The organism is Massilia pseudoviolaceinigra, assembly GCF_030846505.1.
Taxonomy (GTDB): Bacteria; Pseudomonadota; Gammaproteobacteria; order Burkholderiales; family Burkholderiaceae_D; genus Telluria_A; species Telluria_A violaceinigra.
This window is the reverse complement of record NZ_JAVCWL010000023.1, coordinates 86073-110954: the sequence shown is the minus strand read 5'-3', so window position 1 is coordinate 110954 and position 24882 is coordinate 86073. Positions and strand designations below refer to the sequence as shown.

The window sequence follows — 24882 nt, the reverse complement described above, 5'->3', positions numbered from 1 at the left end:
TGCCCCGGCGTTACGCCTCGGGGCCGACCTGCCAGGCGCCATCCTGGTAGACCAGTTCCTCGTCCAGGTACACGCTTTCGGTCACGGCGAAGATGTCGACGTGGTAGCGCGCATCCTTGCGCTTGAAGCCCGGCTTGGGATAGACGCCATGCTTGGCCCCCAGCGACAGGTGAATGCCGCACATGCGCTCGTACGTGCCGATGTCGTTGACGCGGCGCTCACGGGTAAAGGCGCGGTTCATGCCGAAACCGAGTTCGCGCACCCATACTTCGCCTTCATCAGCCCGGATGATCTCCAGCAGGCGCGCGAATTCCGGCGTGGCGTCGACCGTATCGACCACGCGGCCACGTTCGATCACCAGCGTGATCGGAGTGTCGGGGCGGTTGACCATGTAGGAGGTGTCGCCGAACACGTGCACCCGCACGCGCCCGTTGACCGCTTCGAGGTCCTGCGCTTCGGTGAACACTTCGCCGATCGGGAACTGGCCGCCGACGTTGTTCATGCCGCTGTAGTCGCCCACATTCAGTTTGGCCGGCTCGAACGGCGAGGCGAATACCAGCGTCTCGCCGCCGCTGTGCACCACGGCGGTCGATGCTGCATCGATGCGGCGCTTGAGCGCCTTGCCCACGCCGCGGTAGTAGGCGCTGTCGTAGGCCAGCGATTCGATGTAGTGCTCGCCCTGCGCGCCCGGCATGCGCGACAGGTGCACGTGCTCGATCACTTTCAGTCCCAGCTTGAACAGCTCGACCCGGATGCGGAAGGCTTCGAGCCGGAAGTTGGTCGACTGGATCAGCACCACCAGGTCGTGCGCCGCCATGCCCTTGAAGGCGGCCAGCACGTCGTCGGCGGCCACGGTATCGAAGTCGATGAAGACGGCATCGGGCAGATTGCGCCGATAGCCTTCGGTCAGCGCGCGCGCCAGGTCGGAGCGGCAGTCGTACACGACCAGCGCCCGCTGGGCCGGGCCGTGCTCGACCACGGTGGCGAGCACCTCGTGCAGGTGGGCGGCGGCGGCATCGACGGCGTGCGCGGGAATGTCGCCCCAGGGGGCGGCGGTCAGGTCAGGGGAGGTCATGGTGCGGTGCGAGGGTCTTGGATGGCGTCCATTATACGTGGCGCGCAGGCATGGTTTTGCTTGGCAGCCACACTTCCTTGTCGAAGGAATAATGCTTTGTGTTATTTATTCCGATAAGCGGACGGGCATATGTTAACGTCAGTAAAACTACACGGTGCAAAGCCGGGCCCCTCGATCTGACCAACCACAGGAGATACAGATGAAATCATTGTTCAAGCAACTGATGTTCGCCGTCTTTGCCCTCACCCTCGCCGGCGCCGCCAGCGCGCAGGATGTCAAGCGCGGCACCGCCGATGAAGCGGCGGCCATGGTCAAGAAGGCCAGCGCCTACCTGAACGACAACGGGCGCGAGAAGGCGATCGCCGCCTTCAACGATCCCAAGGGCGAATTCATCAAGGGCGATCTGTACGTCTTCATGTTCACCTTCGACGGCACCGCGCTCGCGCACGGCCAGAATGCCAAGATGGTCGGCAAGAACCTGATCGACCTGAAGGCCGGCGAGGTGTATCCGATCCGCGAATTCATCAAGATCGCCAAGAGCCCCGCCGGCACGGGCTGGTTTGGCTACAAGTGGCCCAATTCGATCACCAAGGCCATGGAAGAGAAAAATACCTACATCGAGCGCAATGGCGAGGTGCTGATCGGCGTCGGCACCTATAAATAGATTAAAATTGCGCTGCACCCTGAAAACCGTCCTTGTCGACAATGGCGGTTTCTCTCCAGGCATCCGGTCCCGCCCCCTGAAATACCGCGAAACGGTACCCGGTAAATATACCGCGTAGCCAACCCGTTTGCGCTATGATTTGAAGAGCAACAACGGCCCGCTTTGACGGGCCGCGACTTCTTATACATATATATGGCGGCAAGCGACATGGTACACCGATGGGAAACGTCCGGCAGCGTCTGGCTGGAAGATGAACACACGGCGCAGTTTGAACTGGCGTCGAGCGAAGGACTGGGCCGCGTCGAGCGCGAGGCCCAGTCGCGCGGCCGGCTTCCCGACATCGCCCACCTGCTCGGCGCCTCGCTGCCGCTGTCGTGCGACTGTTCGCCCATCTATCCGGAAGGTTTCGCGTTTTGCCCCACCTGCGGCGCGCCGCTCGACAAGCTGGCCGGCCGCGGCAAGACCCCGCCCGACTGGTGGGGCCCGTGGTCCGACCGCCTGCTGCCGCGCCATGTGCCGCATGGCCTGAACGTGACCGCGCTGGCGCTTGGCGACAGTCTCGAAGAACGTCCCGCCGCGCCAGCCCCCGGCCGCCCTGACCGCAGCATGCCGGCCCCACCCAATGCGCACTGCGTGTTCGCGGCCGGCGCCTTCGGCTTTTCCGCGCAGCGCCTGATCGCGCTGGCCCATGCCCGCAATGTGCTGCAGTACTGGGACCCGCTCGGCGCGGCCTGGCATGTCATGGCGGCCGAAGACAATACGTCCGACCTGACCTTCAGCGCCCCGGCCTCGTCCTACGCCTGGCTGCCGGCGCCTGACCCGCTGCGCGGCGAAGTGGGGCTGGTGCCGACCGACCGCGGCCTGCGCCGACTGTTCATCGATCCGGTCAGCGAAACCTGGCGCACCGAGTCGGTGTTCGACGGCCATCTTGCCAGTGCGCCTGGCGCCATGCGCCGCCACGTGGCTTGCCTGGTCAACGGCGAGGCCGGCGTGCGCCTGTGGAGCGCGCACAGCGACATGAGTAATGAAGTCGTCTACGAATGCGACGCCCCGGCCGGCCACTGGGAGCGGCCGGTCGGCTACGACGGCAAGCTGTTCTGGCTGCACGCCCAGGGCCAGATGGTGTGGCAGCCCGGCGCTCCACCGCAATGGATCGCGTGGCCGGCCGGCTGGTCGCCGCGCCTGCAGTTCGGCGGCCCGACGCAAAGCCGCGACGGCCGCTTGTGGCTGATCGGCCATGATGGCCAGGCCTATTCCTTCCTCGAACTGGGCAAGGCCGACGGCCAGCTCGAAGCGCTGTCCGGCGCGCGCCTGGGATTTGCCAGCCTGCTGTTCCGGCGCGGCCATGCGGTGGTGGGCGAACCGTGGGGACAGGAACACGTCGAAGATCCGCACGACGACGACGCCATGGTCCTGCCGCTGCTGCGCGGCTTCAATAACAACCGCAGCCAGCCAAGTGGGCTGGTGCTGCGCTTTCACCAGTACACCGGCATGGCTGAAGATGCGCTGTCCGGGCGCATCATCGCGCGCACCACGGTCGAATGGATCGGCAAGCGCAACGTGATCCTCGACGACCTCGCGCGCCTGGCGCGCCCGCTCGAGTGCGTGCCCTTCGTGTACGACAACTGCCTGTGGCTGCACCATCCGGACTGGAACCAGGTGCGCGGCTGGCATCTGGACGCACTGTCGTGACCCGGTGGCTGCCGCGCACCACGCGCCTTGCCGCCAGCGCCGCGCTGCTGTGCGCCGGCGCGCCCGCGCTGGCCGGCTCGCACGTGTTCCTGGTCCAGAACTCCGGCTGGATGGAGCCGTTCTATACCGATCCCGCGTCGCCCTTCAAGCCGCTGGTGGCCGAAATCGTCATGGCCGCCACCCGGCCGGGCGAGCCGGTGGTGCTGGCCGCGTTCAACCAGGGCGTTCCCGGCGCGCCGTCGCCCAGGGCGCTGCTCTCGCTCAAGGTCGACCCGGTGCCCACGCGGCGCCAGGTGGTCGGCGCGCTTGCCGCGCTGGAGGTCGCGCGCAAACCAGGCAGCACGGCGCTGGCCGACACCGATCTCAATGAAGCCGTCGGTTCGGCCATCGGCACGGCGCTGGGCGGCAAACCGGGCCTGGTGTGGCTGTTCACGAACAACCGCAACAGCCCGAACAACGACCAGGCGACGGCGCTGCGCAACCGCGACTTTTACCAGCTGATTCACCGCGGCGGCGCGATCAGCAAGGCGCTCGCCTTTCCGCTGCAGATGCCGGTGCAGGGCGCGCAGTACCGCGCCAACGGGCTGATGGTGTACGTGTTCGCGGTGGGCGCGCAGGGCGCGCGCGAACTCGATGCGCTGCTGGCCACCGGGCGCCTGCAACAGGTCATCACGGAACCGGCCGCGCGCCTCAAACCGCTCGACCGCGATACCGTGCGCCTGGTGCCGCGCAAGGTCAGCGACGGACCGGGTGTGGCGTTTTCGATGGCGCCGAACGGCGTGCTGCATGCCGACGTGGATGCCGAAGCGCGCACTCCAAGCGCCAGGATCGAGTGGAACCTCGAGAACACCATGTACCCGTACACCATCGTCAGCGCCACCCTCGGTGCGCGCTCGGTGCTGGGCGGGGAAGACCATCCCATCGAATTGGCCGGCACCCAGGTCAGCAAGCTCGCGCCGGGCAAAAGCGCGCCGCTGGCTTCGAAAATGCAGCTGCCGGTGGGGCAGTTGCCGGGCAAGTGGTCGATGCAGGCCGTCACATCGGCCGGTTCGGCCTACGTGGTGCCGGGACGGATCGAACTGCAACTGAGCGGCCAGCGCCTGGAACTGTCGCACGCCTTCCGCCAGCGCATGGCCACGCTGTTCCCGGGCGACCCGCTGCCCGACATCTTCACGCCGCCGGCGCAGATTAATGGTTCGACCGCCGTGCTGCCGATCGAGGTGCGGGTGCATTACGGCGTTGGCCCGCTGGTGGCGCTGATCGGCGCCGCGCTGGCGCTGCTGGGCGCGGCGGCTGCCGCGGTGCTGGCCATGGCGCGCCCGCGCAAGGCGTTCGTGACGGTGGAGGATGAACTGCGTACCATGCACGCGCGCGCCGGCATGACCCAGCCGATCTACGACAAGGCGGGCAACAAGGTCGCGCAACTGAAAACCACGCTGTTCGGCCACCAGCTGATCGACCTGCGCGAAGGCGCGCAGGTCCGGCTGGGCCGCTGATCTATCTTTATTACTAGGACCACTGTCATGCAAAATCCCAAGGACCCCGCAAGCGCACCCGCCGATCCCGGCTTCAGGCTGCCCAATGCGGCCAGTGCGCCTCCCATCGGGCCGTTCAAGGGCGGCGCGAACGGCGGCACTTCGCCCCTGCCGATCGAAATCGCCCCGATGGATGGCGCGCCGGTGACCGATACCTCCACGCGCGACCTGGCCATCGGCGGCGCCGTGTTCCTGGTGCTGCTGATCGGTTTTTTCTTCGTGCGTAATGCCTATGTGCACCACCTGGTGGTCAAGCGCGTGGCGCCGTCGTCGGCCGGCAGCGCCGGATGGCTGATGTTCGTCGGTCTGTCGCTGGTGAGCGCGGCGGGGGTGCTGGCGGTCATCAACCCCGGCAAATTCCTGACCATGGCCATTACCGCGACCTTGGTGCTGATTGGCCTGATCGCCATCATCGCCGCCCTGTTCGTGGGCCGGCGCTGACTTAACAACCGAAAGAGATTTGACATGGCAGAATTTTCCAACACCGGCAGTGGCGGTGGTAAAGCTGAACTCAAGGCGGAACTGAAGGTCGACCTGCGGCCCACGCTGTTCATCGGTGCCGGCGGCACCGGCATGGAAGTGATGCTGCGGATTCGCCGCCGCATCCTGTCGGAGGTATGGAACCGCCACAATCCGACCCGGGTGGAATCGATCGCGCAGTTTCCGGTCGCGCGCTTTTTGCACTTCGACCTCGATAACAACGCCATCATCGACGAGGGCAAGTCGCAGCGCACCGACCCGTGGTATGAGCTGGTCAAGCTGGCCGACGACGAGCGCCTGGTCGAGCCGCTCGACCTGCCCCAGTATCACGAATCGGACGACAGCCTTGCGCGTTTTCCGCTGATCGAAAGCTGGATGCCGCTGCGCCCCAAGAAACTGCGCTCGCTCGGGATCGATCCGTCCAAGGGCGCGGGCCAGATCCGCGCGCTGGCGCGCTTGTACCTGTTCGACAAATATCCCAAGCTGCGCGGGCGGATTAAAGGCGCACTGAATTTCTTGAGCAGCAATGCCGGCAACGAGCGCAAGGAAACCTACCAGCGCCTCGGCCTGCAGGTCGACACTTCCAAGTTCCGCATCGTCGTCATCGCTTCCTGCGCGGGCGGCACGGGCGCCGGCAGCGCCATCGACCTTGGCTGGATTTCCAAGGCCATCGCGCGCCAGGAAGTGTCCGACAACCAGGTCGACCTGGTGATGTTCATGCCGTCCGGTTTCGCCAAGGCCAACAAGGAGCGAACCGAGGCCAATGCCTACGCGACCCTGATGGAGCTGGAGACCACCATGCGCGACATGAACGCGCAGGTACGCTGGGCCGAGCCGGACAGCCTGGTGGGCAAGGGCGCGCCGTTCGACGATGTGTATTTCATCGACACCGCCAACCTGGCCAGCAAGGCTACGGGCGACATCAAGGATCTTTACCAGATGGTGGCCGACACCCTGTTCGAAGATTTCGCCTCAGCCGATTTTGCCAACCGCAAGCGCTCGATCGCGGTCAACCAGCAGCAGCACAAGCTGGGGCCCTTCAATCCGCGCGTGCCGGAACAGCGCTTCGGCGACATGCGCCTGTCGTACTCCAAGGTGTATTCGGCCTTCGGCCAGGCGGTGCTCGACACCCAGCAAAGCCTGCGCGACGATATCCGCGCCTACGAGCTGGCCGCGCTGATGGTCAAGGCGTTTTTCGGCCTGATCGGCAGCGACGGCGTGGCGGCGCGCCGCGCGGGTGACCAGGAACGCGATATCTTCATGCGCGAGCAGATGGCGATGAACGAGCATCCGTTCGACGAATTCCCCGACTTCAAAAAGGGCACGGTGGACCTGACGCCGTTCCAGGAATACGCGCTGACCGACCAGCTGCTGATGGACAAGGACCAGCGCTCGCTGCTGGAGCGGGTCGAAAGCAAGGTGCAGCTGGAAATCGACCGCATCATGGGTTCGTACGACCTGGGCGTGTGGCGCGAAAAAATGGTCGAGCTCCTGCCGCACCTGGAGCGCGACGCCATCCGCGAAGCCGGCGCCACCGCCGAAACGAGCGAAGACCGCATCAAGCGCCACACGGCCGAACTGACCACGCGCCTGAAAGGGCGTGCGCGCACCCAGTTGTATGCGCTGCTGGACGACCGCAAGCAGGGCGGCCTGGAATTCGTGCTCTCGCTGCTGGAACAGATCAAGGCGCGCTTGCTGCAGCGCGACCTGGGCAACGCCGAACGCAACGGCAAGCGCTATCGCGACATCCGCGACGCGCTGCGCACGCGCCAGGTCGAGGAATCGCTCAATAACCTGTCGCAGGCGGCCAGCCGCCTGTTCGGCAAGGACGTACAGGCGCGCGAAGTGATGGCTCACCTCAAGCGCGACATCGCCGACTATCTGCGCTTTCACCTGCTGGCGGTGGCGGCGGGCCAGTCGATCGAAGTGATGCGCGCCATGTCGGCCTGGCTGGGCGACCCGCAAAGCACCGACGAACAGGGGCAGCCGGTATGGAGCGGCATCGCCGGCGAATTCCAGGAAGGCCGCCGCTGCGTGCAGGCCATGCTGGGCGCGGTCGACCAGCGCATCGACCAGCTGCGCGCCGACGCGCGCCACGAACACGCCACCTGCATCAAGCTGGCCAGCGACATCCTGCCCGATCCGGTTGCCTTGAGCGGCGACATCCACGCCTGGAGCGAGGAAGTGCTGCTCGAATTCGGCGGCTCGGCGCGCCTGTTCCCGCAACTGGGCGATGAAAAGCTGCGCGCCAGCCTGCTGCTCAAGCTGTTCCGCCGGGCCCAGACCCAGCTCACCGTGCAGGAACCGGGCGACGCCGAGCCGGTCGATCCGCTGCTCGAACGCCTTGGCGCCATGTCGCCGCAAGAGCGCCAGCGCATCTTCAACGAGTGGCTCAAAAGCGCCATGCCGTGGATGAATGCGCGCTTTTCCGCCGAGTTCACGCCCAAGGCCGACCAGTTCAAGTGCTTCATCGGCGTGGGCGACGTCAACGCCTGGCGCAAGATGGAAGCCGAAATCCGCGCCGCCGTGCCGGCCGGCTCCTTCCACGGCGACCTGGTTTCGGTGGTCAACACGGGGATCACCGGCAAGGCCGTGTGCTACATCGAGCTGTCGGGCTTTCCGATGACGGTACTGCGCGGCCTGCCGACCTGGCGCACCTCGTACCAGATCGAAAATCCCAAGATTCCGACTCACCTGCATTTCGACGCGACGCGCTTCCGTCATCCGATTTCGCCATCGATGGATGAATTGAACCGCCTGGCCGACGACTACGAGTGGTTCTTGCAGGCCAACGCGCTCGGTGTCATCCGCCGCAAGGGCGACCTGGCCGACCGCGAAGCGTCGTTCCAGCCGCGCGGGCAGTACCTGTTCGAGGTCGAGCCGGGATCGGGCGAGTGGCTCCAGATCGGCAACGAGTTCGCGATCCGCTCCAACGGCTTGCCGCCGTACTACCGCGAACAGGTGATCGCCGCCGTGCAGCAGCGCCTGGCCGGCGTGGGTCCGGCCCAGCTCACCATGCTGGCCACCCTGATGCGCCACTTCCAGCTGCGCGTGTATGAGCCGAAGCTCGACGTCGACGAAACCGGCGCCCAGCTGCCGTCGCCGTCGCTGCCGAACATCACCGCACGCCGCCTGTACGAGCAATGGTTCAAGCGCGCCAGCGCCATGAACCCGGCTCTGTCCATGCGCGACATCGATGCCGCCAGCGCATCGCTGCTCCAGTGGAGCGAGCCGGTGCCCAATTCGGCCAGCGACGCCTACACCTGGGAGGTCGAAAAATCGGTCGACAAGCGCGCCATCCGCGCCGCTTACCTGGCCAGCGAGTCCGAGGCGGCGCAGGCGCTGGCCGGGCGCGCGCTTGCGCCGCCCCTGCACGCGGGCGGTGGACGCTATAAACTGTTCATCGACGGCGCGCAGCAGGGACCGTACTCGATCGACGAAATCGGGCTGCGCATCGCCCGCGCCGAAGTGGGGCCCGAGACCCGTGCGTGGAACATGCAATGGAATCCCAAGGCCGACAAGTGGAAGCTGGCAGGCGAACTGCCGGAGCTGGCCGCCTTGTTCGACGATGCCATTCCCGACCCCGACACCGACATACCCGATCCAGACTGACGCCATGAACCTGCAAGACCAAGTGATCTACCGCTGCATCGATGCCGCCTGCGCGCGGCCGATGCCGCGCCGGGTCGATTTTTGTCCGTATTGCGGCGCCCCCCAGCACGACGGGGCGCGCCGGCCCGCGTCCGCCGGCGCGCCTGCTCCCGCTTCCGCGGCGCCGGTGGCGGCACCGCCCGCGCCGCCGCTCGACGCCCCGTCGTTCGTGCAGGAGGTGCCTGTGGCGCCTCCTGCGCCCCCCAGGCCGGCCCCCGCCGCGCCGCCGCGCAAGACCGCGCCGCGGCCCGCGCCGGCCCCCGGTACCGGGCTGCGCAAGCCGATCCGCCTGCGTTACTGGCTGATGGCGCTGGCTCTGCTGGCCGTGATCTGGTTCACGGCCAAACCGGAACCCAAACGGATCGAGGCGCGCATCAGCGAGGCCACCGAGCTGGCTGAAAAATGCAAGATCAAGGAAGCGCAGGACGAAGTGGTCGCGCTCAGGGCCGACAAGGTCAGTGCCGCACAGCTGCGCCGCTTGCAGTCGTCGATCAACGCGGCGGCCGACGCCTGCGAACGCAAGCACCCGCGCGCGGTCAAGCCCAAGGCCGCCCCAAGGACCGAGCCGGCGGCGGCGTCGTCCAGGCCCGCGCCGCGGCCCGTGGAGCGCCCGCTGGATCAGTCGGCGCGCAACCTGATCGCCGAAGCAGAGCGCCAGATCGCGCAGGGCGATTACCGGGCCGCCGCCGCCAAGCTGGAAACCTGCATCGCCATGGTGGAGGGCGGCAGCCGCGAGTGCGCCGCGTTCAAGAAATACGCCAACCGCCTGCTCAGGGAGATGGAGAACTGCGTGGCGGCGGGACGTTACTGGGCCAATGGGCGCTGCACGTAAATACAATCATGTCAAGTCCAGCGCAACTCATCTGACATGTATCTTTTTTGTAAAGATTGTCAAAGTGCTTGCGAGAATGTTGCTACTTGGTCTAGGATCGATACTTTCCCGATCATTGGAGACGTCGATGGCTCTCAGCAGAATTCTCCCGTCGCTGGCGCTGGCCTGCGGCGCAGCCTCGGCGCAAGCTGCCAGTTTCGACTGCGTGTCGCCCGAGTTTCCCGATAAATCAGTATCGAGCCAGGCCGCGCGCCGGGTGGACGATCAGGTGCGCGCGTGGGAAAAGTGCTATGCCGAGTTCCGCGCCGGGCACTGGAGCATCGATGCCGCGCGCCAGAACGATGAAGTGGCGGCCGGCCTGGAACGCTGGATGACGCTCACGCGCACTCAAAGCCGCACGCGCAGCGCCGACGCGCCGGTGCGCGTCAAACGCGACAGCCAGGCCGCGCGCTTCGTCGAGCAGGCCCCGGTTCAATACGCGGTCGAACTGCGCTGAGCGCAGGCCGCTTCAGGCCACCGGCTGCATCTGGATCGCAATCCCCGACAGCACCGCGTTGCCCGACAGGGGATCGCGCAGATTTTCGTCCAGCAGGGCGTTCAGGTTTACGCCCGGGCGCTCGGCCGCCACCCGCATCTGCGTGCCTTCCAGGTTGTGGCCCCAGCCATGCGGCAGGCTGACCACGCCGGGCATCATCTGTCCTGATATCTCCACCTGCACCTCGATCATGCGCTCGCCGTTGCGGATCTGCGCCATGGCGCCATCGACCAGGCCAAGCCGCGCCGCATCGATGGGATGGACCAGCGCAGTGCAGCGATATGCCCCCTTGGCCAGCACCGGCAGGTTGTGCATCCAGCTGTTGTTCGAGCGTAGCTGGCGCCGGCCCACGATGACCAGGTCGGGCGCGGGCGAGCGCAGGTCGGCCGCGGCGCGCGCCAGGTCGTCCAGCAGCACCTGCGGCGCCAGTTCGATCTTGCCCGAGAGCGTGCGCAGCGCTTCGGGAATGCGGCTGCCCATCGGCCCGAGATCGATGCCCGAGGGCGCCGCCTTCAGGCGCGCCAGGGTCAGCCCGTCCGGGTTTTTGCCGAACTGGTCGCCGTAAGGGCCGCTGCGCAGCGCCAGATCGAGCTTGCGTTCCGCGCCGCGCTGGCCTCCCAAGGCCGCCATCAGCGCGGGGGCGGCCGCGCCGGCAGCGCGCTCCAGCTCTTCCTGCAGCATGTCGTCATCTAGCGCGTCGATGTCGGCCTGCGCGCCCAGTCCTTTGGCGATGGCGGCGATGCGCATCACACTTTGCCACTCGTCCGGCTGGTCGCCGGCGCGCGCCAGCACGGGGGCGCTGAAACGGGCGTGGTTGCGGTGCGAGAACTGGGTGAAGGTGACGTCGTAGTGCGCGTCTTCCAGCGGAGAGAGGCCCGGCAAGATCACGTCGGCGTGGCGCGAGGTTTCGTTGAGGTAGATATCGAGGCTGACCATGAAATCGAGCTGGTCGAGGGCTCTCGACAGGCGCGCCCCGTTCGGCGCCGACAGCACCGGATTGGCGGCGATGGCGATCAGGGCGCGGATTTGCCCGGGGCCGGGGGTGTCGATTTCCTCGGCCAGGCAGGTCACCGGCAGCTCGCCGGACACTTCGGCCGCGCCCGAGACGCGCGAACGATAACGTCCAGTGATCACGCCGCGCCCGGCGCCCGGGGCGCCGCGCGTATTGGCGGCAAACGCGGCCGCTTTCGGGAACATGACGCCGCCTTCTTCATCGAGGTGCCCGGTCAGCACGTTGATGACATCGATCAGCCACGAACACAGGGTGCCGAACTGCTGGGTGCAGGTGCCGATGCGCCCGTAGATGGCCGCGCGCGGCGTATTGGCCAGGCTGCGCGCGAGCTGGCGCATGGTGGCCGCATCGATGCCGCAGCGCGCCGCCGCCAGTTCGGGCGCGTAGTCGCGCACCGCGGCTTGCACCTGTTCCAGGCCCACCGTGTGTGCGGCGAGGCGCCCGAGGCGCACCAGGTTTTCGTCGAACAGCGCGTGCGCGATCCCGAGCAGGAAGAAGACGTCGGCCCCGGGGCGGATGAAGTGATGGGCGTCGGCCACGTCGGCCGTTTCGGTGCGGCGCGGATCGATCACGACCAGCTGGCCGCCGCGTGCGCGCAGCGCCTTGGCCTTGCCGCGAAAGTCCGGCACGGTCCACATGCTGCCGTTCGAGACCATCGGATTGGCGCCCAATATCAGCAGAAAGTCGCAGCGTTCGATGTCGGGCACCGGTACCGACATCCAGTTGCCGAACATCAGCCCGACGGAGAGCATCTTGGGAATCTGGTCGACGCTCGACGCGGAGTACATATTGCGCGTGCCGAGCGCCTTGGCCAGGCGCGGGAAGTACAGCATCAGGCTCATTTTATGGGCGACCGGGTTGCCCAGCACCGTGGCCACGGCATTGGCGCCGCCGGCGGCGATAACGGGCGGCAGGCGCTTGTCGATCTCGGCGTAGGCTTCGTCCCAGGTGGCCGGCTCGAACACGCCGTTGCGCTTGATGAGCGGGGTACGCAGGCGGTCCGGATCGTCGTGCAGGTCTTTCAGGCCGATCGCCTTGGGACACAGGAAACCGTGCGAGAAAACGTCGTTGGCGTCGCCGCGGATGCGCACCACCTTGTTCTCTTCGAGATCGAGTTCAAGGCCGCAGCAGGCTTCGCAAAACGGACAAATGCGGTGCGCGCTGGCGGTAGGCACGGCGGTAGGCACGGCGGTAGGCACGGCGGTAGGCACGGCGGCAGGCGGGGTCGTGGACAAGGTCATGGCGAGCGCTTTCCAAAAAATCGAACGGTCGTGCGATTGTGTGCACTTAGTGCCGAACTGTCAACCGGAATGTCGGGCACGGGTGTATGCTATTGAGCAACAACAACCGTAGGAGAAATCATGAAAATCACATCGCTCATCGGCTGCGCCGCGCTGGCCGCCGCGCTGGCCGCGCTGGGGGGCTGCCACAAGGACGAGCAGGGCATGGGACCGGCGCAGAAGGCCGGCGCCAAACTCGACCAGGCCGGCGACACGGTCGGCGACAATCTCAAGGCCAACGTCGACAAGGCCGAAGAGGCGGGCAAGAAGATCACCGACGCGGCCAAGGCCACCGGCGACAAGATCAACGAGGCGACCCAGGATGCCAGCAAGGGGCTGGACCAGGCGACCAAGAATGTCGGCAAGAAGGTGGAACAAGCGGGCGAAAAAATCCAGGAAGCGGCGCGCAAGTAAGCCTGGCGTGAATCGTGCCGGCGGCTAGCGCTCACGCCTTTTTTACGCGCGGGCGGCGGTTTTACATGCACCGGTCAGGCTTGCACGAAAGAAGTCCTGTTCGCAATCCTGGACAAGGAGGCGCGCGAGAACACGGCGTTGGCGTTCATCCGGCGTGGCCCGTTCAAACGCGGTGCCAAGCGCGTAATTCTCTGCCCGCGTAGACTAGGCTAGTGGACTGGCTAATTGAATCGCCGATCAATGAGGAACTGATGACAATCCTTGAACTTATCGAGAACATGCTACCTGATGGTAGCGATGCTTTTTTCTCGTTGAGGTCGGGCGGAGCAGCTCCCTTGGTCCCCCATATAGGATTGACGTGCCCGACCTGGCCACCCGATCTTTTTGCCGTCGTCGGGCGGATCATAGAAGAGTCTGGTTGCTATACACTTGCCAGTCCCGACCGCGGCGATGTCCTTGCAAACAGGGGCACGTTCGATGACGCCAAAGTTCGCGCGCACCGCACTGGACGCGCTGTCAACCCTCGTGAACGCATGGAGCGAGGATCCATTGGTACCGCCGGTCCAGGTAACGGGCTTATGGGATGAGTTGGTGCAAGTCCATGGAAAAACATCGCTGGCGCACGTCGAATCCGATCCCGCTGCGGCCAGCTGCCTGTTGAAATTGTTTGCTATTGCCGATGAGGCGTGCAGAGGGATGGGCTGGGGCGACGACGTTGGCAAACCACTGTCGACCCGCTTTTCGCATTTTGTCTTGATGCGTATCGGGGGGTGGGCTGAAGTACACATTCACTTGCCGTTTTCCTTATGCAGCAAGGTGTCGCCCGAGTCCGCGGTCGTGTTGCCGAAATCCATTACGGCATCCGTCGGTTGCACCATCCGGTCGCTGAGCCATTATCTGGCCCTACTGCCGCCGTCACATGTGGTCCGCACATCCTGGAATTGGGCTGCCGGACGCCATCTGGAGGAGGGCCAGACCGAGCCCTCCGATCCATACGATATCCGTCTCCTGCTGATCGCCTTTCCTTTCCACGTACCGAGCCAGAGTTTCGTCTTAAATTCCGCGCGCGCCCAGTTGAGCGGCATACACTATTGGCCTGCCTACTTCGGCCTGGACCAGCACTGGTTGAGTACGCAGTCCGGCCCGTTGACAGGGGAGCGGCTTGCCAGGCAATTCGTGCGGCCGCTCATTGAACACGCGGAAAAGCAGACCGGCAAAAAGCCGCACGGTATCGTGTTGCCGGAATGTGCGCTGAGCCGCGCGGTGGCCCAAGAGCTGGTGCGGCAATTGTGGGACTCGGGAATTGAGTTTGTGATTGTGGGGCTCATACACGAGGAGGACGGAAAAACGTACAACCAGGCGTGTACCTTCGTTATCGATCATGAGCAGGAAGACGCCGCTCCGTTTGTGCAGAACAAGCACCACCGGTGGCGCCTCAATCGCACCCAAGCTGATAGTTACGCCCTGGACTTTGACCACAGGCACGACAATGACAAGTGGTGGGAGGACATCGATGCCAGCAAGCGTACCTTGCCATTTTTTGGATTGCGCAAGGAAATGTCCTTCGTCACTCTCATCTGCGAAGACCTCGCCCGTTCCGCCCCCGCGATGTCCGCTGTCAGGGCCGTCGGGCCCAACCTGGTGGTGGCGCTGCCGATGGACGGTCCCCAACTGGCGGTGCGTTGGCCTGGCCAATACGCGACGGTTCTAGCCGACGACCCGGGTTCGGCCGTACTGACCTTGACCTGTGCCGGCATGGTGGACCGCTCCAACTGGCATTAATCGCGTCCAATTCGATCGATCGGACTGTGGCGCGATGCGGGCGGCAAGACGCAGGAAATAGGCTTGCCCGAACAGGCCAGTGGGGTCCTGTTGACCATGCAATCGAAAAAGAAACATCAGAGTACTTTGGACCTGCGATCGGACAAAGCGCTCGCACGGCAACTGGTCTTGCGCCCTATCGTCCCGGTATTTCTTGATGAAGTTCCGAAGTGGGTATGGACTGGAGCGATCATGAAACCAAAGTTTAATTTTAATATTGGCAACAGAGGCCTGCTGGAGGAAGAGTTGGGTCTTGCCGAGCTTGTGAACGCGAGTCTGCGCGCAAGTGCGGTAAAACAGCGCATGGATTTGAAGCCTGGGGTCTTTGTCACGGTTAAGCGTGTGCCGACGAGCAATGGCAAGATAGTACGGCGCGTGAGCGCGGAACATAAAGACCCTATCGAGGTGCCGCTGGCAGCGGCCTGATGATCGTCATGAAAGCGAAAACGGCCGTTGGCCGTTTTTTTCGTTTCGGCGCTTGAGTGCTAAGCCAATCGATCACTTACGCATTTTCGGTAGCCCCGTAGTGCGGCTCTGAAGCCGCCATTGCTTCTCTCGGTTAGATACCGCCGCCTCATCGGCATATGACCTACACTCTCGCAATCAGTTCCGCCAGAGAGACCCTAGCCGTGGCCGCGCGCCTGCCGCAGCGGCGTGCGCACGGCCATGGCGCGCCAGTCGTCGACCGTGTCCAGGCTCACGACCAGCGCCACCATGTTCGGGAAGCGCTCTTGCATCTGGTCCAGCCACGGCATGTCCTGCATCAGTTGATCGATGCCGGGCCGCGCCGGCTCGCGCAAGCGTGCCAGCACGCGGCGCCGCCTTGCCAGTTCCTGCTGGCCCTGGGCGTTGAACAGCGCCAGTTCGGCGATGGCGCTGTCGACCAGCGCGCCGGCCGCGCCGAAGCGCAGCAGCCGGCCCCTGTCGCCGGTCCAGTCGAACAGGCTGGCCGCCACCGGCAGCAGCGTTTCGTGGCCCGGCTTCCAGCCCGCGGCCAGCAGGTGCGCCATGACTTCCTCGAACAGGGTGCGCGCGCAGACATTGACCATGGCCTCGTCGTCGAGGATGCGCTGCAGTTCGCGCCGCCATGAGGCGTCGTCGCCGGCCAGGTGCGTTTGCGTCAGTTGCGGCAGCGCCGCCCCAAACTGCGCAATGGCCAGGTCGCACAGGTGCTGCGGGTCGCCGCGTTCGAGGTCCGGCAACAGCGGCTGCCAGGCCCTGGCGCCAGTACTGGCGGGCGGCGGCATGATCCGCTCGGCCGCCTGCGCGGCCCACGCCAGCGCCATTTCATAGGCCTCGCGCAGGTACTGGAAACCGGCGGCGTCGCGTTCCTGGTCGATCTGTTTGAGTTCGCGCGCGTAGGCGCGCCGCACCGCGCGCACATCGGCGTCCTTGCCAAGGCCAAGCCGGGAAAAACAGGGAAGCGTGTGGGGCATGTCAGACGATGGTCAGCTTGGGCGGCGCGGGCGCGTTCTTGGTTTCCGGCCAGGTGCCCAGCACGATCGACATGTCGACGTAGCCGGCGCCCCAGGCGCGTTCCAGGTCCTGCTCGATGTCTTCCATCGAGGTCTTGTCGAAGTTGGCGAAGCCGCGCACGCCGTAGGCGCGGTTGCGCCCGTGCGCCTTGGCCAGGTACAGCGCCATGTCGACCAGGTTGACGGCGCGCTCCCACGGCAGCGCATTCGTGCCCGGCACCAGCGGGAAGGGGGCGAAGCCGATCGAGACGTTCACCGACAGCTTCTTGTTCTGGTAGTCGATAGCCTGGGTCGAGATGCCGGTCAGCAGGCGGCGCGCGATTTCCTCGACGCCGCTGCGCGGAATGGCTGGCAGGAAGGCGAGGAATTCCTCGCCGCCCCAGCGCACGATCATGTCGGTCTCGCGCAGGATCTCGCGCAGGCTTTCGGCGATCATCTTGAGCACGGCGTCGCCGGCGGCGTGGCCATGGCTGTCGTTGACGTGCTTGAAGTGGTCGACGTCGAGCAGGAACAGGGCGCCCACGATTTCTTCGCCCGAGGTGCCGGCGCCGCGCTTTTCCACCTGCAGGTGGCTGCGCATGAATTCCTGGAAGTGGCGCCGGTTGTACAAGCCGGTCAGCGGATCGCGCGAACTTTGCTGCTTCAGTTCCAGGTTCTTCACCTTGAGCTGGGCATTCGCGTGGCGCACCTTGCGGTACAGGATGCCGACCACCACCGCGGCCAGCGCAAACACCACCGCCAGCAGCCACCACACGCGCTGCTGCAGGCGGCGGTTGTCGATTTCGGTCGACTTGAGCTGGTTCTCGCGGCTTAACAGTTCGATCTGGCGCTGCTTCTTTTCGGTCTCGTACTTTTCCTGCAGCTCCAGCGTGGCTTTCTGGCGCCGCTTTTCAAACAGCTCGTTCGACAGCGCCCGCTCGCGGTGGTAGGCCTTGACCGCGCCCGTCATGTCGCCGGCGCGTTCGAGCGCGGCGCCGTATTCCATCAGCACTTCCTGCAGTTCCGGCTTGTCGCCGACTTTTTCGTACCAGGCCAGGCCCAGCTCGAAATGGCGTTTGCCCTCGACCAGGCTGCCCAGGCCGAGGTACGCCTGGCCCAGGTTCAGGTGCGCGGTCGCTTCGGTGCTGTCGTCGTTCAGTTTGCGTGCTGCCTGCAAGGCCTGGTTCGCGTAGGTGAGCGTGCGCGCGTAATCGTGCTGCTTGAGATAGCTGTCCGACAGGTTCACCAGGGAGCCGGCGATCATCGCCTCGGCGCCGATCTGGCGCTCGTAAGCGAGCCCGGCGAGCAGGGCGCGCAGGCCGCGCTGCGGCTGGTTGGTTTCGACGGACAGGCCGTATTCGGTATCCTTCAGGCTCGCCAGACGGCCCGGCGAATTGGTCTGCTCGGCCAGCACGATTGCTTCTTCGAGCGCCTCGAAGCCCTTGTCGTGTTCATTCAATTGGCCGTACAGGAAGGCCAGCGCATTGAGCGCCTGGACTTTGGGAATCGGCTCGCCGTGGGCCCGCGCCAGGGTCAGCGCGGTCTGCATCTTGCCCACCGCGGCCGGAAAATTGCCGTCTTCCGAGTACGCCTGGCCCGAGCTGATGGCCGCATGCACGCGCAGCGGCACGTCGCTGGTGGTGTTGGCGATTTTTTCTCCTTCCCACGCCAGCTGGTGCGACAGGGCCAGCTGGTCCATGCGCCAGACGACGTAGGACTTGGTCAGCAAGGCCTTGGCGATGACCACATTGTCTTTTTTGTCACGTCCGAAAGCGACCAGCTCCTCGGCCAGGGCCAGCGATTCCGGCACCTGGTTCATGTCGCGCCGGACCAGGCACAGCTGGACAAGGAAATCGGCCTTGGTGCGCACGGGGGCCGCGCGCGCCTCGCTCTCGATCTTGAGCAGCGCGACGAGCGCTTTCGGCGGCACGTAGCGGGTCATCTCGCGGATCTCGTTCAGGCGCGCGTCAAGCACCGGATGCTGGGCGTGCGCAAGGCACGACGCCAGCCATAGCGATGCCAGCAGCACGCGGACCTTGCGGCCATGCGAGGTGTCTGATAAACCTGCCAACATCACGTTCCTTCATGTGAAAACCGATGCTTTCCGGACGGGAAAACTGCAGCCAATTATATTCTTGTTGCAGTCTGGAAAGTCCTAGTCGCACTCAGATTGTGCATCTAAATGCACATTTTTGTGGCAGGGACGTGCGTTTCGATGCCGCTTTGGCATCGAAGTGTTGGTCCCATACGACGTCCCCGCGGCGCTTGAGGACTCCGATTTTGCCGCCTGTCGCATTTGCAACCCGGCGCCGCGCGCATGCCTTATATTTCCTGCAAGCCCAACAATAATGTCAGGATATAAAATGCTCGAGCTGCGCAGCGTGGTCAAAACCTTCGGCAAGGATGTCCGTGCGGTGGACGGCGTGAGCCTGACGCTCGAACGTGGCGTGGTCGGCCTGATCGGCCACAATGGCGCCGGCAAGACGACCCTGATGCAGATGATCGCCACCCTCACGCGCCCGAGCAGCGGCCAGATCCTGTTCGACGGCGCCGACATCGTTGCCCGGCCGCAGGACATCCGGCGCCGGCTGGGCTACCTGCCGCAGGATTTCGGGGTCTATCCGAACCTTTCCGCGCTCGAATTCATGCAGTATTTCGCCGCCCTCAAGGGCGTGCGCGACCCGGCCCGCATCCGCACCCTGCTCGAACTGGTCAACCTGCACGAGCAGGCCAGGCGGCCGGCGGCCTCGTTCTCGGGCGGGATGCGGCGCCGCCTCGGCATCGCCCAGGCCTTGCTCAACGACCCCGACATCCTGATCGTCGACGAGCCCACCGCCGGCCTCGATCCGGAGGAGCGCCTGCGCTTTCGCAACCTGCTCGGCGAGCTCGGATTTGACAAGCTGGTCATCATGTCGACCCACATCGTGTCCGACGTCGAGAGCATCGCCGGCCAGCTGGCCACCATGGACGCCGGCAAACTGATCTCCTGCGCGACGCCGCGCGTGATCCTCGACCAGGCGCGTGGACGCATCTGGTCGGCCAATGTAGGCGCGGCCGAATACGAGCAGCTGCGCAACCGGGTCAACGTGCTGCATGCGCAGCGCGAGGGCGACCATGTGGCGCTGCGCATGGTCCACGGCGCGTCGCCCTGCGATGGGGCGCGCGTGGCCGAACCGACCCTGGAAGAAGCGCTGATGGCGCAGCGCCATGCGCTCAGGCAGGCCGCATGAGCGGGCACGTACTGACGACGCTGGCGCTGGCCGAAGTACGCCTGCGCATGCGGCGCGCCTCCACCATGGTCGCGCTGCTGGCGGTGGTGGCGCTGAGCTGGGCGATGATCGCCGATCCGGCCGGCGGCGAGGCGCTGCTGGTATTTGACAAGGCGCGGGTGCTCTACACCAGTTCCGCGCTGGCGCTGGGCAGCGCCGCGCTGGGCGCCGTGCTGTTCGGACTGGGCGGCTTTTACCTGGTGCGCGGGCGCATGAGCGAAGACCTGCGCAGCGGGATCGGCGGCGTGATCGGCGCCACGCCGGTCGGCAGCGGCATGTTCCTGGCGGGGCGCTGGCTGGGCTGCGTGGCGTATCTGGGCGCGCTGGTGGCCGCCTTCATGCTCACCATGCTGGTGCTGCACGCGCTGCGTGGCGACGGCCCGATCGAGCCGCTGGTCTATCTGCAAACCTATGTGCTGTTGCTGCTGCCGATGGTGTTTTTCGCGGCCAGCTGCGCGATCCTGTTCGACAGCTGGGCGCCGCTGATGGGCAAGGGCGGCGACCTGCTGTTCTTCGTGCTGTGGGTGGCGCAGCTGGTACTGATGACGCAGGGTACGAGCAGCGAATTGCCGGTGCTGATGGTGTTCGATTTTTCCGGACTGGCGGTGGCGGTGGCGGCGGTTCAGGGTTTTGTGAGCAGCGCCGATTTTTCCATCGGTTCCAGCAAGTTCGATCCGGCCTTGACGCCGGTGACCTTGCCGTCGCTGCTGTGGAGCGCGCGCATGATGGCGTTGCGCGGCGCATCGAGCCTGATCGCCATCCTGCCGCTGCTGCCGGCATGGTGGCTGTTCCACCGCTATTCGCCGGACCGGGTCAAGCCCGGCCGCGCGCGCGTGCGCCGCTCGCCGCTGGCACTGCTCAACGCCGCGCTGCGTCCCCTGGCCGCGCTGGCCGCGCCGCTCCTTGGCCTTGCCGCACGCCTGCCCGGCGTGGCCGGCCAGGTGCTGGCCGATATCGCCCTCACGTTCATCATCGCCCCATCGGCGCTGCTGGTGGTGCTGCTGTGCGCGGGGGCCGCCCTGTTCGCGCCAACTGCCGCGCTGCCGGCGGTCTTGATCGCCGGGGTGGCGTTCTGGGGCATCCTCGTGAGCGACATGAGCACGCGCGATTTTGCCGCCGGCACCGAAGACATGACCGGGGTGGTCGGCGGCGGCGTGGCGCGGCGCTACCTGCGCCAGTACGCGGCCAGCGTGCTGCTTGGGCTGATGTTCACGGGACCGGTCGCGCTGCGCTGGTCGCTGGCGCAGCCAGTGCGCGCGCTGGCGCTGGTGACCGGCGTGGCTTGCCTGGCGGCGCTGGCCAGCCTGTTCGGCCGCTGCAGCCGCAGCGCGCGCCTGTTCCTGTCGCTGTTCCTGTTCGGGCTATACGTGGCGGTGAACGCGACCAAGGCGCCGATGCTCGATGCGGTGGGTTTCAACGGCGCGGCCAACCTGCACTCGGCCGGCATGTACGCGCTGGCGGGCGCGCTGGCGCTGGCAGGCGGCTACCTGTGGAACGCCAGCCGCCCGCAGCGCTAGCGTATTCATACCGCCAGCTGCTGCAGCAGGTACAGGCGCTGATACAGGCCGCCGTCGACCAGCATCAACTCGTCGTGCGAACCGGCTTCCGAGATGCGGCCATGATTGAGCACCACGATGCGGTCGGCCTCGCGGATGGTCGAGAGGCGGTGCGCGATGGCGATGATGGTCACCCGTCCGCGCAACTCGTTGAGCGCTTCCTGCACCACCTGTTCGGTGGCGCTGTCGATGTGCGAGGTCGCTTCGTCGAGCAGCAGGATGCGCGGCTTGCCGGCCAGCGCGCGCGCAATCGCGATCAGCTGCTTCTGGCCGACCGACAGGCGCGAGCCGCCTTCGCCGAGCGAGGTGTCGTAGCCGTCTTCCAGCGCGGCGATGAAGTCGTGCGCGTGCGCCGCGCGCGCCGCCGTCTCGATGGCTTCCTGCGACAGGCCGCGCCCCATGTCGATGTTTTCGCGCGCCGACGCCGCCAGCAGGAACGGGTCTTGCGGCACCAGCCCCACTTCGGCGCGGAAACGCTCGTTGTCGATCGCCGCCAGCGGCTGGCCGTTGATCTCGATGCAGCCCGGGCGTGAAGGGTAGTAGCGCAGCAGCAGCGACAAGAGGGTCGATTTGCCGCTGCCGGTGTGGCCGACGATGCCGAAAAAGGCGCCCTGCGGCACGTCCAGGCTCAATTCGTGCAGCACATCCTGGCCCGGCGCATAGCCGAACGTCAGGTCGCGGATGCGCACCGCCGGCGCATCCGGCGCCGCCGGGTCGGTGGGCTGCGCGCGCCCGGCCGCGTGCTCCGGCGCGCCCGCTTCGTCGAGCAGGGCCGACACGCGCGCGGTCGCCACCACGGCCTGCTGCAGGCCGCTGAACTGCATCGTGATCTGGATCATCGGTTCGACCACGCGCGCGATGTAGCTGATGAAGGCGTACAGCACGCCGACTTCGACCGCGTTCATTTCGCGCCGCCCGAAACTGTAGATCACCACCGCCAGCAGGATCACGTTGAGCAGGTCGAGCGCGGGACGCAGCAGGAACGCGTTGGCGCGCAGCTCGGCCAGGCGCGCCTTGTAGTGCGACTCGTTGGTGGCGGCGAAGCGCGCGCCGAAACGCTCCTGCGCGTTATTCGCCTGCAGCACGCTCATGCCGCCGATCGATTCGGCGATCTGGCCGTTGATGTCGCTGCGCAGGGCGCGCGCGCGCGTCACCGCCGGTGCCGACAGGCGCTGGTAGACGAACACGATGGCCACCACCGCCGGCACCAGGGCCAGCACGATCAGCATCAGGCGCCAGTCCAGCCAGGCCATGGCGATCATGGTCCCGACCAGCACGATGCTGCTGTCGAGGATTACGAACAGCACCTGGATGTACAAGGTTTTGACGGCTTCGGTGTCGTTGGTCACGCGGCTGATCAGCTGGCCGGTGATGGCGCGGTCGAAAAAAGCCATCGGCAGGCGCAGCACATGGCCGAACACCCATTCGCGCAGGCGCTGCACCGAGCGCATGGCCAGTCCCGACAGGCGCACCAGCTGCAGGTAGCGCAGCCAGCTGGCGATCCAGCCGCTCACCAGCATGGCGCCGAGCAGCATGGCCATGCGCGGAAAATCCAGGTGGCGCGGCAGCAGGTGCTCGTCGATCAGGGCCTTGCCGAGGATCGGGCCGATCACTTCGAGGGCGGCGGCGAGAATGAGCCAGACGGTGGCAATAGCCAAGTGCCGGCGGTCGGGATGGGCGGCGCGGCGCAACAGGCCGATGGCTTGCGCGGCCTGCGCGCGCATCGCCTTGGGTGTGGTATCAGAGTGCATCGAGGCTGGCCTCCAGTTGTTGATAGCGCCACTGGCTGGCGTACCAGCCGTCGCGTTCGAGCAGGGCCTCGTGGGTGCCCGATTCAAGGATGCGGCCGTCGCGCAGCACCACGATGAAGTCGGCGTTGACCACGGCCGACAGGCGGTGGCTGGCGATGATCACGCTGCGTTCGGGGCGCGCGCGCCGCAGTTGTTCTAGGTGTTCGAGGATGCGCGTTTCGGTGCCGGTATCGACCGCCGACAGGGCGTCGTCGAGCAGCAGCAGGGTGCTGTCGGCCAGCAGCGAACGGGCAATCGCCACGCGCTGGCGCTGTCCGCCCGACAGGGTGATGCCGCGTTCGCCCACCGGCGTGTCGTAACCCTGCGGGAAGCGCAGGATGTCTTCGTGGATGGCGGCCATGTGGGCCGCGTGCTCGATCTGCGCGCGCGTGGCGTCCGGGCGCGCCAGCGCGATGTTCTCGGCGATGGTGGCCGAGAACAGGAACGATTCCTGCGGCACCCAGCTGATCGCGGAGCGCAAGGTCGCCAGCGTATAGTCCGCCAGCGGCCGGCCGCCCCAGCTGGCCTCACCAGTCTGCGGCGTGGCCTGGCGCAGCAGCACCCGCAGCAGCGTCGATTTGCCGGAACCGGTCGGTCCCACCAGGCCCAGGGTTTGGCCGGGCGCGACGCTGCACGACACGTCCGCCAGCGCCGGCACGGTTTGCCCGGTGTAGGTGTAGCCGACATGGTCCAGCACCAGCGCGCCCGGGGCCAGCTCGTCCACCTTGCCATGGTCGTCCACGCTCAGGGGCGTGTCGAGCAGGGGCTGCACGCGCGCCAGTGCCGCGCGTCCGCGTTCGATCAGCGAGAGCACCCAGCCGGCCGCGAACATTGGCCAGATCAACTGGCCCAGGTACATGGTGAAGCTGGTCAGCGCGCCGATGGTCAGTTCGTTATGCCACACCAGATAGCCGCCCAGGCCGAGCGTGAGCACGCTGGCGGCGGTGAGGGTCAGGCCGACGGCCGGCTCGTAGGCCGCTTCCCATTTCTGGGCGCGCAGGCTGGCGTCGGCCGCGTGCGCGGCCAGTTCGCCGAACTGGGCCGCGCTGCGCTGCTCCAGCCCCAGCGCGCGCAGGGTGCGCACGCCCGACAGGGCTTCCTGCACATGGTCGTTCAGGCTGGAGAAGCGCTTGAGCGAATCGGTGGCCGCCACGTGGATATGGGTGGAGATGCGCCAGAACGCGAACGCCATGAAGGGGAAGGGCAGCAGGGCGATGCAGGCCAGGCGCCAGTCGACGCCGAGCGTCATGATCCCCAGCACCATGATCAGGGTCAGGGTGCCGTCGAAACCGGCCAGCATGGCTTCGCCGGCCGCCATTTCGATGGCGTCGATGTCGTTGGTGGCCAGCGCCATCAGGTCGCCGGTGCGCTGCTTCTGGTAGAACGCCGGCCCCTGGGCCGACAGGCGCGCGTAAAAGCGCGTGCGCAGTTCGACCCCGAGCTGGTAGGCGGCGGCAAACAGGCGCAGGCGCCAGCCGACCCGCAGCAGGTAGATGGCCACGCCCATGGCGAGCAGTTGCAGCAGGCCGCGCAGCAGGTCGCCCGCACCGAGGCTGTGCGCGGCCAGGCCGTCGATCAGGGTGCCGATTTTGCGCGGAATCCAGACCGTGAGCGCGGCCACGCCGGCCAGCATGAAGGCCGAAGATATATAGGAGCGCCAATGGCGGCGCACAAAGCTGCCGACGAGCTTCGATAAACTCATTACGTTCCTTGGAAGTTGCGCCCAGATGAAAAAACGGGCCGAAGCCCGTTAATTTACTACTTTTGGCAACTTGGCGCAGAGGCCAGCTGTTCTTTACTTCTTGCGCGCGCCTTTCGAGGC

General features: G+C 66.1%; 18 protein-coding genes. 12 read left to right on the top strand and 6 right to left on the bottom strand.

Annotation, left to right across the window (positions count from 1 at the left end):
• Positions 1-10: 10 nt before the first annotated feature.
• On the bottom strand, positions 11-1075 hold the full coding sequence (locus tag RBA40_RS22015) for a M29 family metallopeptidase (protein WP_306649952.1): 1065 nt from the start codon (positions 1073-1075) through the stop codon (positions 11-13).
• Positions 1076-1274: 199 nt separating this feature from the next.
• On the opposite strand from RBA40_RS22015, the gene RBA40_RS22010 reads away from it, so the two are divergent.
• The 7 genes from RBA40_RS22010 to RBA40_RS21980 all read left to right on the top strand — a co-directional run bounded on the left by RBA40_RS22010 (position 1275) and on the right by RBA40_RS21980 (position 10425).
• The gene (locus RBA40_RS22010) at positions 1275-1739 is read left to right on the top strand and encodes a cache domain-containing protein (RefSeq protein WP_306649950.1); all 465 of its coding nucleotides are present in this window, start codon (positions 1275-1277) and stop codon (positions 1737-1739) included.
• Positions 1740-1946: 207 nt separating this feature from the next.
• Positions 1947-3431, top strand: a complete 1485-nt coding sequence (locus RBA40_RS22005) for a hypothetical protein (protein WP_306649948.1) — start codon at positions 1947-1949, stop codon at positions 3429-3431.
• A complete protein-coding gene (locus RBA40_RS22000) occupies positions 3428-4927 on the top strand; it encodes a hypothetical protein (protein ID WP_306649946.1) in 1500 nt (499 codons plus the stop codon). The genes RBA40_RS22005 and RBA40_RS22000 overlap by 4 nt, the downstream gene beginning before the upstream one ends.
• Positions 4928-4954: 27 nt before the next feature.
• Entirely contained in the window at positions 4955-5407 is a 453-nt protein-coding gene (locus tag RBA40_RS21995) for a hypothetical protein (protein WP_306649945.1), read from the top strand.
• Between the two features lie 24 nt (positions 5408-5431).
• Positions 5432-9058 carry a tubulin-like doman-containing protein gene (locus tag RBA40_RS21990; protein WP_306649943.1) on the top strand — a complete coding sequence of 1209 codons (3627 nt, stop codon included), beginning with the start codon at positions 5432-5434 and terminating at the stop codon, positions 9056-9058.
• Positions 9059-9062: 4 nt separating this feature from the next.
• Positions 9063-9929, top strand: a complete 867-nt coding sequence (locus RBA40_RS21985) for a hypothetical protein (protein ID WP_306649942.1) — start codon at positions 9063-9065, stop codon at positions 9927-9929.
• A 127-nt stretch (positions 9930-10056) separates the two neighbouring features.
• Positions 10057-10425 (top strand): hypothetical protein, encoded by a 369-nt coding sequence (locus tag RBA40_RS21980; RefSeq protein WP_099875403.1) that lies wholly within the window; start codon positions 10057-10059, stop codon positions 10423-10425.
• A gap of 12 nt (positions 10426-10437) precedes the next feature.
• On the opposite strand, the gene RBA40_RS21975 is transcribed toward RBA40_RS21980, so the two are convergent.
• Entirely contained in the window at positions 10438-12717 is a 2280-nt protein-coding gene (locus RBA40_RS21975) for a molybdopterin-dependent oxidoreductase (RefSeq protein WP_306649941.1), read from the bottom strand.
• Between the two features lie 120 nt (positions 12718-12837).
• Here RBA40_RS21975 and RBA40_RS21970 point away from each other — a divergent pair, with 120 nt between their 5' ends.
• The 3 genes from RBA40_RS21970 to RBA40_RS21960 all read left to right on the top strand — a co-directional run bounded on the left by RBA40_RS21970 (position 12838) and on the right by RBA40_RS21960 (position 15417).
• Positions 12838-13170: a hypothetical protein gene (locus tag RBA40_RS21970; protein WP_306649940.1), complete on the top strand. Its 333-nt coding sequence runs from the start codon at positions 12838-12840 to the stop codon at positions 13168-13170.
• A 477-nt stretch (positions 13171-13647) separates the two neighbouring features.
• Positions 13648-14952, top strand: a complete 1305-nt coding sequence (locus RBA40_RS21965; protein WP_306649938.1) for a hypothetical protein — start codon at positions 13648-13650, stop codon at positions 14950-14952.
• A 63-nt stretch (positions 14953-15015) separates the two neighbouring features.
• Positions 15016-15417 (top strand): hypothetical protein, encoded by a 402-nt coding sequence (locus RBA40_RS21960; RefSeq protein ID WP_306649937.1) that lies wholly within the window; start codon positions 15016-15018, stop codon positions 15415-15417.
• A 197-nt stretch (positions 15418-15614) separates the two neighbouring features.
• Here RBA40_RS21960 and RBA40_RS21955 read toward each other — a convergent pair whose 3' ends face one another.
• The gene (locus RBA40_RS21955; RefSeq protein ID WP_306649935.1) at positions 15615-16427 is read right to left on the bottom strand and encodes a hypothetical protein; all 813 of its coding nucleotides are present in this window, start codon (positions 16425-16427) and stop codon (positions 15615-15617) included.
• Position 16428: 1 nt separating this feature from the next.
• A complete protein-coding gene (locus RBA40_RS21950; RefSeq protein ID WP_306649934.1) occupies positions 16429-18519 on the bottom strand; it encodes a tetratricopeptide repeat-containing diguanylate cyclase in 2091 nt (696 codons plus the stop codon).
• 289 nt (positions 18520-18808) lie between these two features.
• Between RBA40_RS21950 and RBA40_RS21945 the strand changes: the two genes are divergently transcribed.
• Together RBA40_RS21945 and RBA40_RS21940 are read left to right on the top strand one after the other, a co-directional pair.
• Positions 18809-19675, top strand: a complete 867-nt coding sequence (locus RBA40_RS21945) for an ABC transporter ATP-binding protein (RefSeq protein WP_306649933.1) — start codon at positions 18809-18811, stop codon at positions 19673-19675.
• Positions 19672-21231, top strand: coding sequence for an ABC transporter permease (locus RBA40_RS21940; RefSeq protein ID WP_306649932.1), 1560 nt, complete (start codon positions 19672-19674; stop codon positions 21229-21231). The genes RBA40_RS21945 and RBA40_RS21940 overlap by 4 nt, the downstream gene beginning before the upstream one ends.
• A gap of 5 nt (positions 21232-21236) precedes the next feature.
• Here the strand turns inward: RBA40_RS21940 and RBA40_RS21935 are convergent, their stop codons facing one another.
• Together RBA40_RS21935 and RBA40_RS21930 are read right to left on the bottom strand one after the other, a co-directional pair.
• Positions 21237-23021 (bottom strand): ABC transporter ATP-binding protein, encoded by a 1785-nt coding sequence (locus RBA40_RS21935; RefSeq protein WP_306649931.1) that lies wholly within the window; start codon positions 23019-23021, stop codon positions 21237-21239.
• The gene (locus RBA40_RS21930; RefSeq protein WP_306649929.1) at positions 23011-24762 is read right to left on the bottom strand and encodes an ABC transporter ATP-binding protein; all 1752 of its coding nucleotides are present in this window, start codon (positions 24760-24762) and stop codon (positions 23011-23013) included. Before RBA40_RS21930 ends, RBA40_RS21935 begins: the two co-directional genes overlap by 11 nt.
• Positions 24763-24882: the final 120 nt, after the last annotated feature.